Raw genomic sequence first — 14,796 nt, 5'->3', positions numbered from 1 at the left:
AGATATGCATTGCATCGGCGCAAGGCTTGACCGCCCTGCCTGCGCCCTGCACATCCCCGTTCCAACAGCAGCAAAAGGGGTGACAGCGGCGATGAGCGACATTTTTCTGGGTCTGGGCGGCAATGGTGAGCGGCAGAATCTGGCACTCAGCCGCGCCAATCGCCACGGATTGATCGCGGGCGCCACCGGGACCGGTAAGACTGTAACGCTGCAAGGGCTGGCGGAAAGTTTTTCCGCCAACGGCGTGCCGGTCTTCGTTGCCGATGTGAAAGGCGATCTGTCCGGCATTGCTATGCCCGGTTCGCCGACTTTCAAACATGCCGACAAGTTGGAATCGCGCGCGCAGGAATTGGGGATGGAAGATTACGCTTATTCCGACAATCCTGTGATTTTCTGGGATTTGTTCGGACAGCAAGGGCATCCCATCCGCACCACGATCAGCGAAATGGGGCCGCTGCTGCTCGCCCGGCTGCTGGACCTCAACGACACGCAAGAAGGCGTGCTGCAAATCGTGTTTCGCCACGCCGATGAAAATGGCCTGCTGCTGCTTGATCTCGGTGATCTGCAAGCGATGCTGCAATGGGCGCATGAAAACGCCGCCGAACTTTCAGGCGTTTACGGCAATGTGTCCAAACAATCGGTCGGCGCGATCCAGCGGCAATTGCTATCGTTCGAAGCGCAAGGGGCGGCCAATTTCTTTGGTGAGCCAGCGCTGGAAATCGACGACTTTTTGAAAGCGGACGAGAATGGCCGCGGCTATGTCAATGTGCTCGCCGCTGACACTTTGATGCGCAGCCCGAAATTGTATGCGACGTTTCTGTTGTGGCTGCTGGCTGAATTGTTTGAAAGCCTGCCCGAAGTGGGTGACCCGGAAAAGCCCCGGCTGGTGTTCTTCTTTGACGAGGCGCATCTGCTGTTCGACGACGCGCCCAAAGCCTTGCAGGACAAGATCGAACAGGTCGTTCGCCTGATCCGGTCAAAGGGCGTCGGGGTGTTTTTCGTAACCCAGAACCCGATCGATATTCCCGAAGAGGTGGCGGGCCAGCTTGGCAATCGGGTCCAGCACGCCTTGCGCGCCTTTACCAAACGCGATCAGCGCGCGATCAAGGCGGCGGCGGAAACCTTTCGCATCAACACCGACATGGACACAGAGTCGGTGATTACCGAATTGAAAGTGGGAGAGGCGCTGGTCTCGACGCTTGATGAAGACGGTGCGCCCACCGTGGTGCAGCGCACGCTGATTAAGCCGCCGCGATCACGGCTTGGCCCGGTCACGCCCAAAGAGCGCGCGATCATCCAGTCGGTCAGCCCGTTCGACGGCAAGTATGATGAGGCGGTCGACCGCGAAAGCGCCGAGGAAGTGCTGCTTGCCAAGGCGCAGGACGCCGCCGACACCGCTGTCGAAGTTGCTGAACAGGGCGAAGAGGCGGTCCGCAGCCGCCCTCGCAAAACCACCTCGATGTGGGAAAAAGCCATCTCACGCGGAACTCAGGTTGCCGCCGGAGGAATGGCGGGCGCGGCGGCGGCCACGATACTGGGCAAGAAAAGCCGCTCCAATCCGGTCGCCTCTGGCATCACATCGGCGGCGGGGTCGATTGCAACCGATCTGGCCGGGCCGATTGCCGGGCGGTTCGTGCGCAATCTGATTGGCGGGTTGATGCGCTAGCTCGGCAAGGCGCAGTCTCAGCCGCAACCGCAGGTGGGGTCATAGCGGCAATCTGAGTTCGGCGCGCAGCCCGCCTTCGCTGCGATTGGTCAGCACCAACTCGCCGCCATGCTGCTGTGCGATCGCGCGGGCCAGTGTCAGCCCAAGACCAGCGCCGCCTGTGGCGCGGTTGCGCGATGCCTCGCCTCTGGTGAAGGGCTCCATCATCGCCGCGATCTGATCGGGCGCAATGCCGGGGCCGCGATCCTCGACCCGCAGCACCGCCATGCCGTTGTCCTGTAGCACCGATATTTCTGCGGCCTCGCCGTATCGCACCGCGTTGGACACCAGATTGCGCAAGGCGCGTTTGAGCCAGGTCTCCTGCACCCGTGCGACAAGTTTGCGGGGGTTTTCAGCCGCCTCGATCATGGAGACAGGCTCACCCAGATCCTCAAATTCCTCTACCACGCTCAGCGCCAGTGCGTTGATGGCGACAGGCTCAACCCCCTGCCTGCCGACATGCCCGACCCGCGCCAGCGCCAGAATATCATCGAGCGTTGCGGTGATGTCTTCAATACTGGCGGCCATCTTGCTGCGCTGTGCTTCGTCGGGCACACTTTCGATCCGCACCCGCAGCGCCGCGAGCGGGGTTTTGAGATCGTGCCCGATTGCGCCCAGCATCACGTTCTTTTCATCGAGCAGCGCGGCGATCCGCGTCTCCATCGTGTTATGCGCCGCGATCAACCTGCGGGTATCGGATGGGCCGGTTTCCTCTAGCAGGACGGCGCGGTCCGGCTGACGGGAAAAATCGCCAACCCTTTCGGTAAGCCGCGCTAGCGGACGGGTGATCCTGCGCAGGACAAAAAACAGGATCACGATGAGAAACGCAAAGGTCAGCAAGGTCTGAAACAGCAACACGCCCAGCGCGGCTTTGGGCGATACGGGTTCGAGAATGCGCGCCGCCTCCCACGGCCCGTTGGGATCGCGCTGGATGGCTGCGATGAACAGCCGCCGTTCGCGCCAATCGTCGCGGTCCTGATAACGCGGGCGGGTGCGCGCAAACTCCAGCAGCTCGGGATCTTCTCCGGCGCGGCGCACGGCGACCGCGACGCGATACGGTTCTATGCCCTCCAGCGCCAGAGCCGCGCGTAAACGTTCCTCGCGCGCTCCTTCGGGGCCGGCTTGCGCGTCCGGAAGCGGGGCATTTGGAGACACGATATAGCGCAATTGCAGCGGCAACCGGCCTCCTTTCGCAGCCTCGCGGTTGCCCCGCAATATCCGCCGCTCACGGTTCCCGGCATCGCGCGCGCGTCTGGCTTCGTCGCGGCGCAGCTCTGCCCGGCTTTCCCGCCGTTCAGCCCGCTCTGCTCCGTTGACAAGTTGAAATGCCGCCGCTGTCAGGATCGCGGTTTCGCGGCGGTCCTCTGCTGCACGCGCCAGCAACACGACCGAGACAATTTGCGCGACCAGCAATGTCAGCGCTACGCTGACCATGACCTGTCCAAGCAGGCTGGTTGGGAACAATCGCTTCACGCGCCATCCGGTCGCGGCGGGGTGCGCTTTACCACAGCAGCAAAGCGATAGCCGCCGCCGCGCACTGTCTGAATGAAATGCGGATCGCCGGAATCCGGCTCAATCTTGCGGCGCAGGCGGCTGACCTGATTGTCAACCGCGCGGTCGAACAGATGCGCGGTGCGGCCTTGTACCATATCGAGCAGCCGGTCGCGGTCGAGCACCTGGAGGGGATGATCGAGAAAAGCCCTGAGCAGCCGAAATTCTGCGGTGGAAATCGGCACGGTCACGCCTTCTGGATCGATCAATTTGCGTTTGAGCGGATCAAGCAGCCAGCCTTCAAAACTATATAGCCAATCCTCGGCCTGCGCCTGCGGTGCGCTGCCACGCCCGACCCGGCGCAGCACGGTGCGGATGCGGGCGACGAGTTCGCGGGGTTCGAACGGTTTGACGATGTAATCGTCTGCGCCCAGTTCCAACCCCACTATCCGGTCGGTTGGCTCGCCGCGCGCGGTCAGGAAAATCACCGGCAATTGCCGCGTTTCCACCAGATGGCGGCACAGCGCCAGACCGTCTTCGCCGGGCATCATGATGTCGAGCAGGACGATATCGGGCGTCATCGCAGTTAGCGCCGAGCGCGCGGCGGCGGCGCTGTTCACGTCTTTGACCGCGAACCCCTGGCCAGCAAGATATTCAGCCAGCGGTTCGCGCAAGGTCGCTTCATCATCGACCAGCAGGATTGTGGTTTTGGGAGCGATTTCATCCATGGGAACGGTGGTCATGAAAGGTGCCGGCCCGGCATGCAACCCATTCGGGCGCAGACCGGACCGGCGATTGGTAAAGTCGTGAGCAAACGGGGCGTGATGCGTCACGCATTTACCAGGTTCAATTACTCGCTGCGATTGCCGCGTTCGCGCCGCTCTGCGCGCATTGCAGTGCGCGCCGCTGAGCGTTCTTCGGCGGTGATTGTTCCGGAGCCATCGGTATCAACACGGGCAAAGCGGGCTTCGACAGCTGCATCATATTCGGCCTTGCTGATGGCGCGATCCTGATTGGTGTCGGCGGCTTGCAGCATCCGCATTCCTCGGTCCCGGCCGCCTCGTTCACCGCGCCTTTCGCCGCCGCGTGCTCTGCGTTCACCGCGTTCACTGGCCTGCCGCGCTTCGTGGGCTGCGCTGCGCGCTTCGCGGGCGGCGGCCAATTCGGCCTGGCTCAATTCGCCATTGCCATCGGCGTCGGTGCGGGCAAAGCGTTCCGCGCGCCGAGCCTCGCGGTCTTCGGCTGAAATCTGACCATCGGAATTGGCATCCATCTTGGCGAAACGCTCGGCCGCTTTGGCCTTGGTCTCGGCAAGCGAGATGACGCCGTCGCCATTGGCATCGGCGTCGCTACGTTCCCCGCCATGATGCTGGGCGAGCGATGCGCCCGCGCCGCCAAGCGCAAGCGTCAATGCAAGCGCCGTTGCCGAAAGTGAAGTTGTAAGTTTGCGCATGCGAAATCCTTTCCAATTTGCCTGATCGCCAGATTTGCTGTCGTCAGGTCCAGGGCTCTTGAAGAGTTGCGGCAAGGCGTATCCGGTGCGACCCGGAGAAGGGCAGCAGCGAGCAGTGCTCGCAGCGCCATCTTGGCCACCGCATCAGGGGAGTGAGGGTGCCAGACGCCAACCTCACCGCAACTCATGAAGCATTGTCTAAAGGGTCAATGTCGCAGGTTTATGCCGAAACCCTGCGACATTGTCGCGGCTTGTATCGCGCAACGCGGTGTGTTCATGATGGCGAAAGGCCAACGCCGCAGCGGTCCATCGGCGCGTAAGGTGGGGCGGTCTCAACCCGTTTGGCGTGGGCGGTGCTGCGTGCCTTCGCCAGCGGTGATAAAGATCGCGGTCGCCTGTGCGGCGATATCGGCGATGTGCCAGACGCCGGGCGGGTTAATGGCGTATTCCCCGGCCTTCAGCGTCACCTGAGCAAGCGATCCGTCGGGAAATTCCTGATGCAGCAGCATTGCGCCCTGGGTGCAGATCACCACTTCGGCGCCCATGGGATGCATCTCCCAGGACGGCCAGTCATCGGTGAAAGTATACTGCGAGACCAGTCGTCCCTCTGCCCCGTCATCGCCGTGTCTTGCACCATAGGCTTCGTACCAATCGAACCCGGTAAACGGCGGCTGGGGAACCGCCGACGCGCCAAGCCCGAGATGGATGAATGACTCCTCCAGCCGCGCGGTCATGCAGAAGGCGCAGTCATGCAGAAAACATTGAGCTTGTTGCCATCTGGGTCGCGGAAATAGCCAGCGTAAAAGCCGTCATCGCCGCGCGGACCCGGCGCGCCTTCGTCGCTGCCGCCATGCGCCAATGCCGTGTCATAGACGGCTTGCACCTTTTCCGGACTGTCCACTTGCAGCGCGACCATGGTGCCATTGCCCACGCTCGCCGGATTACCATCGAACGGTTTGGTTGCGGCTACTCCGGCTGGCCCGCCCATTTCACCCCAGGCCACAAAACTGTCGAAATCCATCATCCGACCCACGCCGAAATGTTTGGCGATCTCGTCATAGAATGCCGCCGCACGAGGCAGATCATTGGTACCCAAAGTTACATAGCCGATCATGTTCATTCTCCCTTTGCCGCAGTCGCCTGTGCGACTCGGAATATGAGAACAATACTAGAACATCTGTTTCGGTGCAATCGCCCGTCAGAGCGCCGCAGTCTGCGCCTCCAGCCACGCGAGGTCATCACTTGAAAGTTGCGGAGCGACAATCGCCCGAACCTTTGCGTGATAAGCATCAAGCCATGCGATCTCGCTGTCTGTCAGAAGGTCGCGGTCGATCAGGCGGCGATCAATCGGCACGAATGTAAGGCAGTCAAAACCGAGAGAGTGGCCCTCTGCGCCGTCAATCTCGCGTTCGACTGTCAGCACGAGATTTTCGATCCGGATCCCGAATGCACCCGGTTTGTAATAGCCCGGTTCGTTCGACAGGATCATGCCTGCCAGCAATTCCTGCGCAGTTCCGGCCTGCCCGCCGCCGGGCTTGGCAATGCGTTGCGGGCCTTCGTGGACGCCTAGGAAACTGCCGACCCCGTGGCCGGTGCCGTGGGCGTAATCGACCCCGGCTTCCCACAGATATTGCCGCGCCAAGATGTCGATCTGGCCGCCGCAAGTGCCTTCCGGGAACACCGCGCGGTCGATCTGGATGTGACCTTTCAGCACGCGGGTGAAGCGGTCCTTCATTTCCGCTGTTGGTTCGCTGCCTGCGGGCGTGTCGATCCACACGGTGCGGGTGATATCAGTGGTCCCGGCGGGATACTGGCCGCCCGAATCCACCAGATAGATCGAACCGGGCGGAATCGGAATGTTGCTTTCCTCATCGACCTTGTAATGCGGCAGCGCGGCGTGTCCGGCGGCGGCGGAAATCGTGTCGAAGCTGGTGTCGCGCAGGTCGCCGTGTTCGCGGCGGAAGCCTTCGAGTTTTGCTGCGGCGGTGAGTTCGTCGATCTCGCCCGCGGGTGCGGTTACTTCGAGCCAGCGCAGGAACCGGCTGACCGCTGCCCCATCGCGCGCCTGCGCGTCGCGGTGCCCCTGCACCTCGGCGGGGTTCTTGACCGCTTTGGCAAGGATCGTCGGGTCCTGTTTGAAGGTGAATTTCGCGCCGCCCGCGCGCAGCGCCTGCGCAATGCCGACCACGCCGAAATCGGGATCGACGCTGACTCGCTTACCCGCAAGCTCGCCTGCCAGTGCCGGGGCGAATTCAGCGCGCGGACGCACGGTCACGGCATTGCCAAGATGCTGCACCAGCTCGGGTGTGACTTTCCCGGGCGCAATGAACAATTCCGCATGCCCGTCGCTATGCGCGATCACGTAAGACAGCGCGACCGGAGTGTGTGCCACGTCACTACCCCTGATATTGAGTAGCCAGGCAATCGAATCGAGTGCCGGGATCACCACCGCGTCCAGCCCCTGATCGGTAAGCCAGTCGGCCACCGCCGCGCGTTTGTCCGCCGATGGTCGGCCGGCGAGGTCTTCGGCGTGGACGACCGCCTGCGCGTCGGAGGGCTCTGGCTGATCGGCCCACACGGCGTCGATCGGGTTGCTGCCCGCTGGAACCATCGTAATCCGGCCTGCTTCGACGATCTTTTCCAGCCCTTCGACCCAGCTCCATGTGTGGAGCCAAGGATCGTAGGCGATCTTTGCTCCGGCTTCGCAGACCTCGACCAGCCAGTCGCCCAGACGATCGCCGGGAATGCTGCGATATTCGAACAGGCTTTCGTCGACCTGATCGCGCACCTGAACGGTGTAGCGCCCATCGACGAATATCGCCGCATGATTGAGCGTGACCGCGGCAAACCCGGCCGACCCGCCAAATCCGGTGAGCCAGTTCAGCCGCTGCGCATATTCGCCGACATATTCGCTCATGTGTTCATCGGAGATCGGGATGATGAAGCCGTCCAGATCGCGGCGCTTCAATTCTTCGCGCAAGGCTTTGAGGCGGGCTTGGTGGGTTTGCATCAGCATTTCGTCGTTCCCCGGATTGCTTCGCGCATGCTCTTGCCGCGCAAGGATCTATGGTTAGAAACCCTCACATAGGCCGCTTGCCCGCGGCTTTCCACCCGAGCCGCAATGCCCAAGGAAATTCTCGCCGTGATGAAAACCCGATCACCTGTTCTGAACAGGGCTGTCTTGGTTTGCGCTGTTGCGCTTGCGATTATGACTGCCGGCGCGGCATCCGCCGATACCCAATAGGGAAACAGCCCAGTGCCCGATAGCGCGACCACGACGCCAACCCCAACTTCACCGCCCATCGCAGAACAGCGCGAACACAGCTACACCCACCACGGGATTACCATCAGCGATCCCTATGATTGGCTTTACGACAAATCCTATCCCACCGTCGATGACGAGGACGTGCTCGATTACGTGAAGGCGGAGAATGCGTATTTCGAGGCGCAGATGGCTCCGCAGGCCGAACTGACCGAAGCGCTCTTCACCGAAATGCGAAGCCGGATCAAGGAGGACGACAGCACCGTGCCGCAGCGCATGGGCGACTATCTCTACTGGTCCGAATTCGAAGAAGGCGCGCAATACCGCAAACATTACCGCAAGCCCGTGGCAGGCGGCGATGCCCAGCTGATCATGGACGAAAATGCGCTGGCGGATGGGCATGAATATTTCAGCCTTGGCGCGCTTTCGATCAGCCAGAATGGGCGTTTGATGGCCTATTCCACCGATACCAGCGGTGCGGAACGTTATACCGCTCGGATCAAGGATTTGCAGACGGGCGAACTGCTCGCCGATGAAATCCCCAATCTGCGCAGCGATCTGGTCTGGGTCGCGGGCGACACCGCGCTTGTCTATGGCCCCTCGACCGAGGAATGGCGCACGCTGGAGGCCCGGCTGCATGTGCTGGGCACGAGCGTGGAGGAAGATGTTGTTCTCTATAAGGAGGAGGACGAAAGCTTTGGTGTGGGCGCGGGGCTATCGGCGCAGGAGGATTACCTCATCATCTCCACCGGCGACAATGAGACAAGCGAAGTGCGCATTGTCTCCGCCGCCAACCCCACCGCGCCGCTGACGCTGGTGAAGGAGCGGCGCAGAGGGGTGGAATACAGCGTCGATATCCGAGAAGGCGAAGTCTGGGTTTGGACCAATGATGATCACATCAATTTCCGGCTCGCGAAGGCGGACCTAGCAACGCCCGGCGACTGGCAGACGGTGATTGCCGGATCGGATGAATTCTACCTCACCGATTTCGACCTGTTCGAACAGTTCTTCGTCACCGAAGGTCGCCTTGGCGGTCTCGATCAGTTGCAGATCCGCAGCTACGACGCACCCACAGCGGCAAAGCCGATTGCCTTTCCCGAAACCAGCTACACCGCCGGATTGTCGAACAATCCCGAATATGCGCAGACCAAACTGCGGCTTTCCTATGAAAGCATGGTCACACCCGAATCGGTCTATGACTACGATGTCGCGGGCGGATCGCTCGAACTGCTCAAGCAGCAGGAAATTCCCAGCGGTTACGATGCTGCGCTCTACACCACCGAGCGGCTGACGGTGCAGGCGCGCGATGGGACAATGGTTCCGGTCAGCGTGGTGATGCGCAAGGACCGCGCAGAAATCCTTGCGGCGCAAGGCATCGAAGGGCCGGGGCCGCTGCATCTTTATGCCTACGGGGCCTATGGCTATGCCGTCCCGCCGGGGTTTTCGACCACGCGGCTCTCTCTGGTTGATCGCGGCTTTGCCTATGCCATCGCACATATCCGCGGCGGCGATGATCTGGGGCGGCGCTGGTATCTGCAAGGCAAGCTGTTTGAACGCGCCAACACTTTCAACGATTTTGTCGATGTAGGGCGCGGCTTGATCGCGCAAGGATACACTGCTGAGGGCATGGTAACCGCCAGCGGCGGTTCGGCGGGGGGCGAGTTGATGGGCGCGATCGTCAATCAGGACCCCAAGCAATATGGCGCGATTGTCGCGGCGGTGCCGTTTGTCGATGTGCTGAACACCATGCTCAACGAGAAACTGCCGCTCACGCCGGGCGAATGGCAGGAATGGGGCAATCCGATTACGGACAAGGCGGCCTTTGCCTATATCCTCAGCTATAGCCCCTACGATCAGGTGAAGGCGCAGGATTACCCGCCGATGTTGGTGACCGCAGGGCTAAACGATCCGCGCGTCACCTATTGGGAACCGGCCAAATGGGTCGCGCGCCTGCGCAACATGAAGACTGACGACAATGTACTGCTGATGAAGACCAACATGGGCGCAGGCCATGGCGGTCAGTCGGGGCGCTGGAACAGCCTCAAGGAAACGGCGGAGGAATTCGCCTTCATCCTGTGGCAGATGGGGATGACCGGGGAAAAATGAGCGAGCCGAACCGCTTCACCCGAACCTACACTGCCGAGCCCGGGCATATCGATCAGCTTGGCCATGTGAACAACACCGTGTGGGTGCAGTGGATTCAGGACATGGCGACCGCGCATTGGGAGAGTGTGGCGCGCCCACAAGATCGCGCCGCGTTCTTCTGGGTCGTGGTGCGGCACGAGATCGATTATCGCGGCAATATCGCCAATGGCGAGACGGTCACTGCGACCACCTGGATTGATGGCCCGGCGCAGGGCGCGAAGTCATTGCGCCGCGTCGAATTCACCGATGAAAGCGGCAAACAGCTGGTCAGCGCATCAACCTTTTGGGCGATGATTGACCGTGCCAGCGGGCGGTTGGCGCGGGTGCGACCCGAAGTGCTTGCGCCCTTCCATGCCTAGGGCTGGTTCAGGCTGCTTGTTCCTTATCGCGCATCCCTGAACGTATTTTCGGCGCCTTTTCAAAGACGCTCAACCGTTCGAAATACATGCGGTTACGGCCCGACGATTTTGCTTCGTAAAGCAATTGGTCGGCGCGCGAATAGAGGTCCTCAAAGGTCATTAGACCGCGCGAGGCGCGCGGCAGTTCAACCACGCCCATGCTGGCTGTAACGGGTCGGTCCAGCCCTTTGACCGCGCCCGCAATCCGCAGCGGGATCGCCTGACGCAGCGCCTCAACCCGCTCGACGCTGCGCTTGCCTCGAGCGAGGACTACAAATTCCTCACCTCCCAGTCGCACCGCAATAGTGTCGCGGTCACTACCTCCCCGGATCGCTGAAGCGCAGGCGATAAGCGCCTGATCTCCGACCTGATGCCCGAAAAGATCATTGATATCCTTGAACTTGTCGAGATCAAGCAGCGCAAATGTATCGAAGCCCTGTTCGCGCAAATCATCAAAACGGCTTTCGAGCATTCGCCGATTGGGCAGGCCAGTCAATGAGTCTTGCTCGCTGATCTGGATCAAATTGTATGCCTGCGCCTGGGCGATGTCGCGTTCGCGCTTCAATGCCATCACCCGGTCGACCACGCCCAATGCGGTAAAAATAACCTCGGTCACCGTTCCCACGCGAAATAGCCACGGCGCTTCGAGATAGCCGGCATCGGTTCCCAACATGCTGCCGATCCGCAGCAAGGCCAGCACGAGAAACGGGACCCAAGCGATGATCTGAAACCACACCGCGCGGCTCCCCCTGCGCGCGGCGTCGATGACGAACCACACCATCAGGATCAGGACCGGCAGGAACGAAGCGAAATAGACCTTGGCCGAATAGGGCTCAAATGCATCGATCCGCGCCATGCGCAGGACCGTAATCAGGATTATTGATATCACCGAATATTCGAGTAGTCGCCGCAATCTGTGCGATTGGCGATCCGTTTCCACCAGCCGGGTGGCAAACATGATCGCAGCGATAACGACAAGTCCGAATGTGCTGATCGCAAGATCGGTCATGGCAATGATATCGATCGGCCAGTAAACCGCAATCAGGCCGCTGGTCATCAGGTGGGCTGCCATCGAAAAAGCCAGCAGCGCATGCCAGAGCAGAAACTCGGCGCGCAATGCCCGGAAAAACCCCAGATTAAGGATCACGGGCAATAGTAGAAAGCCCACGAACATGGCCAATGTGACGCGCTGCCATTCGGCATCCAGACGCTCGCTTACGGGTTTTGAGACAAGCTGCGCGTGGCCGATCGTTGTTGGAAACTCGGCACCTTCGAACACGGCGATATAGCTGTCAGCGCGCTGATTGGTATCGGGCAATCGGGCGGCAAAGGACACCTCCGCCGTGCCCGATTTCAATGTGCTTGCGGGATAAGTCACCCCGGCAAGTGCCCGCGCACCACGAAAGGCGATCACGCTGAGCGAATGCAGATAGCCGGTGCGGGTTTCGAGATAGGCTGCGGTATCGTCCGTGGGCACCAAACGCACCGCAATTCGGCCCGGCCCGAGCTTGGGAACTGACCCGTCGCAGCGCCAATCCAAACTGGCAGATCCGGTCTCGACCAGAGTTATCTGATCGGGGACCTTTGCGATGCAATTCGGGACCGGATTCGTGCTGGCGATAACCGGCGCAGACAGCATTGCCGCGCCCACGCCGAACAGCGAAATCAGCAAGGTCAAGATGGGCCGCAAGTTCACAGGCCGACCAATAGCCTGCTGCTTCTTACGATCCTCTTAAATCGAGCCTGCGGCAGTGCCGGGAAAGTTACGCAATTGCAGCTATTTGGAAGCAAGGTAGCAGGCGGTTCGGTGATCGCCTGTATGGTCGTACCATGCAGCAACGTTCCACCCCGCGAAACAGCGTCACGCCGCTGTCACAGAGGCGGCCTAGCGGACTTCCTTGGACAATCACGAGGGTTTCATGGCACGCGGCAAATTTCTTCTTGGCTTTTGCGGGCTCGCAGCAATTGCGCTGTCCGGGTGCGACAGCGGCGCGGGCGGCGCGCGCGATTCTATCCGGGCCGTCGGGTCTTCAACCGTTTACCCGTTCGCCAAACAGGTTGCCGAAAGTTTTTCCCGGTCGAACCCTGAATACAAGTCGCCCTTGATCGAGTCGACCGGCACAGGGGGCGGAATTCAGCTCTTTTGTCAGGGTGTCGGCGCCGACACGCCGGATATGGCCAACGCCTCGCGCCGGATGAAGGTCAGCGAGTTTGACAAATGTCAGGCCAATGGCGTGACCGAAATCATCGAGTTGCAGGTCGGACTTGATGGGATCGCCTTTGCATCGGCGAGCGGCGGGATCATGCTCAATTTGTCGCCCAAGACGGTTTATGAAGCGCTTGCAGCGAAGCCCTATGGCCGTGAACAGACCGCGCAAACTTGGGCCGATGTTGATCCTGCTTTGCCGGATGAGCCGATCCTGGTGTACGGCCCGCCCAGCACATCGGGCACCCGCGATGCGCTCAAGGAACTGGTGCTAGAGGTTGGCTGCGACACCAATCCTGAAATGGCGGCACTCAAGGAAACGGACAGCGACCGTCATCAACAGATTTGCACCGAAGTACGGTCCGACGGGTCCTATGTCGATCAGGGCGAGCAGGACAATCTGATCGTCCAGAAGATCGAGAGCAATCCGCGCTCGGTCGGCGTTTTCGGCTTTTCCTATCTCGAAGAAAACGACGACAAGGTGCAAGGCCTGCCGATGAACGGCGTCGATCCGACCTATGAAAATATTTCGAGCTTTGCCTATCCCGGCGCTCGCCCGCTTTATGTCTATGTCAAGAAAGCGCATATGCGCGCGATCCCGGGCATTGATCTGTATTTGCAGGAATGGGTGAACAGCTGGGCCGCAGGTGGTTCGCTGGCAGCGATCGGCATGGTCGCATCACCGCCGGATGCGATGGCCTTGAACGCCCGCCGCGTGAGCGAGTTAATCACAATGACCCGCGCTGACCTGACAGGCGAAAAGGCTGCTGAATAACTGGCCGCAACTGGCCCGAACCTTCACAACTGTTTGAATTGGAGCAAATCATGACTACCCCCCGCTGTTCCGCAATCATCAAATCTCGCGCGCTGCTTGCCGGCGCGCCGGTCGCCATGTTGGCGCTGCTCGCGGCATGCGGCGGTGAGGCGGAAAGCGGTCCGGAAGCGATCTCGATCGTGGGCTCATCCACCGTCTATCCCTTTGCTCAGAAAGTGGCCGAAGATTACGTCGCAGCCAACGAAGGCGCTGCAGCGCCGGTCATCGTTTCCACCGGATCAGGCGAAGGAATCGAGGAATTCTGCGCAGGAGAAGGTCCAGCAACCGCCGATATCGTCAATGCCTCGCGCCGGATGACGGTAACCGAATTCAATCGCTGCGGAACCAATGGTGTTTCGGGGATCATGGAAATCAAGGTCGGGCGCGACGGCATCGTCTTTGTCTCGGCGCTGGACGAAGGGATCGAGCTGGATCTGACGCCCGGCATCGTCTACCGCGCGCTGGCCGCGAACCCGTTTGGTGAAGAGCAAACTTCAGCCAATTGGGCCGATGTCGATGCCAGCCTGCCAAACGAGCCGATCCTTGTTTACGGGCCACCAGCGACATCGGGCACGCGCGACGCCTTGCTCGATCTGGTGATGACGCCGGTATGCCGCACCAATGGGGCGATGGCTGCGCTAGAAGAAAGCGACGCAGCGGCGTTTGCCCGCAATTGCCATGCCCTGCGCAGCGATCAAGCCTATCTTGATCAGGGCGAACAGGACGATCTGATTGTGCGCAAGGTTGCCAACAATCCGCGCGCAGTTGGCATATTCGGCTATTCCTATCTCGAAGCAAACGCCGACAGCGTGCGCGGCTTGACCGTTAACGGTGTCGCCCCGACCGCAGAGAACATCGCCGATGGCAGCTATCCGGCGTCGCGTGGGCTCTATATCTACGTCAAGACTGCACATTTCGGGGTCACGCCGGGTCTTGAGGATTACCTCGCCCAATGGACGCAAAGCTGGAGCGCGGGCGGTCCTTTGGCGGCAATTGGTCTTATCCCAGCGACCGAAGAACAGCAGGCGGCGAGCGCGGCGGTGATTGAGGGTCGGACACCTTTGACGAGCGAAGCTCTGGCCGAGTAACTTCAGCGTCAAAGCTTTTGGGTTGAAGTTTGTCTCAGGCGAAGCTGCCTGACTGATTGAGCCAATGGGGCGGGGGGCCCGGGTGGGGGGGGGGCCCCCCGGGGTGGGGGGGGGGCCACGGGGGGGGGGGGGGGGTGGTGGGGGGGGGGGGGGGGGGGGAGGAGGTGGAGCAGCACCAAATGACTGACCTGCATTTAGGTCGCCGGGGCTGTCATCCGCTGGGCCGGTCCAGGC

Annotated in this window: 12 protein-coding genes; 5 read left to right on the top strand and 7 right to left on the bottom strand. The window is 61.0% G+C overall.

Annotated features, from left to right (window positions below; translation table 11 throughout):
• Positions 1 to 91: 91 nt before the first annotated feature.
• Positions 92 to 1,666, top strand: coding sequence for a helicase HerA-like domain-containing protein (locus ACM64M_RS00060; protein ID WP_416226602.1), 1,575 nt, complete (start codon positions 92 to 94; stop codon positions 1,664 to 1,666).
• Positions 1,667 to 1,705: 39 nt separating this feature from the next.
• On the opposite strand, the gene ACM64M_RS00055 is transcribed toward ACM64M_RS00060, so the two are convergent.
• The 6 genes from ACM64M_RS00055 to ACM64M_RS00030 all read right to left on the bottom strand — a co-directional run bounded on the left by ACM64M_RS00055 (position 1,706) and on the right by ACM64M_RS00030 (position 7,665).
• Positions 1,706 to 3,178 carry an ATP-binding protein gene (locus ACM64M_RS00055; RefSeq protein WP_416226601.1) on the bottom strand — a complete coding sequence of 491 codons (1,473 nt, stop codon included), beginning with the start codon at positions 3,176 to 3,178 and terminating at the stop codon, positions 1,706 to 1,708.
• A complete protein-coding gene (locus ACM64M_RS00050; RefSeq protein ID WP_416226600.1) occupies positions 3,175 to 3,939 on the bottom strand; it encodes a response regulator in 765 nt (254 codons plus the stop codon). The genes ACM64M_RS00055 and ACM64M_RS00050 overlap by 4 nt, the downstream gene beginning before the upstream one ends.
• A gap of 107 nt (positions 3,940 to 4,046) precedes the next feature.
• Positions 4,047 to 4,649, bottom strand: coding sequence for a hypothetical protein (locus ACM64M_RS00045; protein ID WP_416226599.1), 603 nt, complete (start codon positions 4,647 to 4,649; stop codon positions 4,047 to 4,049).
• 332 nt (positions 4,650 to 4,981) lie between these two features.
• Entirely contained in the window at positions 4,982 to 5,383 is a 402-nt protein-coding gene (locus ACM64M_RS00040; RefSeq protein ID WP_416226598.1) for a cupin, read from the bottom strand.
• A complete protein-coding gene (locus tag ACM64M_RS00035; RefSeq protein ID WP_416226597.1) occupies positions 5,380 to 5,763 on the bottom strand; it encodes a VOC family protein in 384 nt (127 codons plus the stop codon). The genes ACM64M_RS00040 and ACM64M_RS00035 overlap by 4 nt, the downstream gene beginning before the upstream one ends.
• Before the next feature lie 84 nt (positions 5,764 to 5,847).
• Positions 5,848 to 7,665: an aminopeptidase P family protein gene (locus ACM64M_RS00030; protein ID WP_416226596.1), complete on the bottom strand. Its 1,818-nt coding sequence runs from the start codon at positions 7,663 to 7,665 to the stop codon at positions 5,848 to 5,850.
• 240 nt (positions 7,666 to 7,905) lie between these two features.
• Between ACM64M_RS00030 and ACM64M_RS00025 the strand changes: the two genes are divergently transcribed.
• Positions 7,906 to 10,017: a S9 family peptidase gene (locus ACM64M_RS00025; protein WP_416226595.1), complete on the top strand. Its 2,112-nt coding sequence runs from the start codon at positions 7,906 to 7,908 to the stop codon at positions 10,015 to 10,017.
• Positions 10,014 to 10,415 (top strand): acyl-CoA thioesterase, encoded by a 402-nt coding sequence (locus ACM64M_RS00020; RefSeq protein ID WP_416226594.1) that lies wholly within the window; start codon positions 10,014 to 10,016, stop codon positions 10,413 to 10,415. The genes ACM64M_RS00025 and ACM64M_RS00020 overlap by 4 nt, the downstream gene beginning before the upstream one ends.
• Positions 10,416 to 10,422: 7 nt before the next feature.
• Here ACM64M_RS00020 and ACM64M_RS00015 read toward each other — a convergent pair whose 3' ends face one another.
• Positions 10,423 to 12,132, bottom strand: a complete 1,710-nt coding sequence (locus tag ACM64M_RS00015) for a diguanylate cyclase domain-containing protein (protein ID WP_416226593.1) — start codon at positions 12,130 to 12,132, stop codon at positions 10,423 to 10,425.
• Between the two features lie 241 nt (positions 12,133 to 12,373).
• Here ACM64M_RS00015 and ACM64M_RS00010 point away from each other — a divergent pair, with 241 nt between their 5' ends.
• Both ACM64M_RS00010 and ACM64M_RS00005 read left to right on the top strand, forming a co-directional pair.
• Positions 12,374 to 13,435, top strand: coding sequence for a substrate-binding domain-containing protein (locus tag ACM64M_RS00010; protein WP_416226592.1), 1,062 nt, complete (start codon positions 12,374 to 12,376; stop codon positions 13,433 to 13,435).
• Positions 13,436 to 13,485: 50 nt separating this feature from the next.
• Entirely contained in the window at positions 13,486 to 14,562 is a 1,077-nt protein-coding gene (locus ACM64M_RS00005) for a substrate-binding domain-containing protein (protein ID WP_416226591.1), read from the top strand.
• The last annotated feature ends 234 nt before the right edge of the window (positions 14,563 to 14,796 follow it).

Origin of the sequence: Qipengyuania sp. ASV99 (genome assembly GCF_047872805.1) — a bacterium.
GTDB lineage: Bacteria > Pseudomonadota > Alphaproteobacteria > Sphingomonadales > Sphingomonadaceae > Erythrobacter.
Note: the sequence above shows the minus strand (reverse complement) of the source record. Positions and strands in the feature narration are given on the sequence as shown.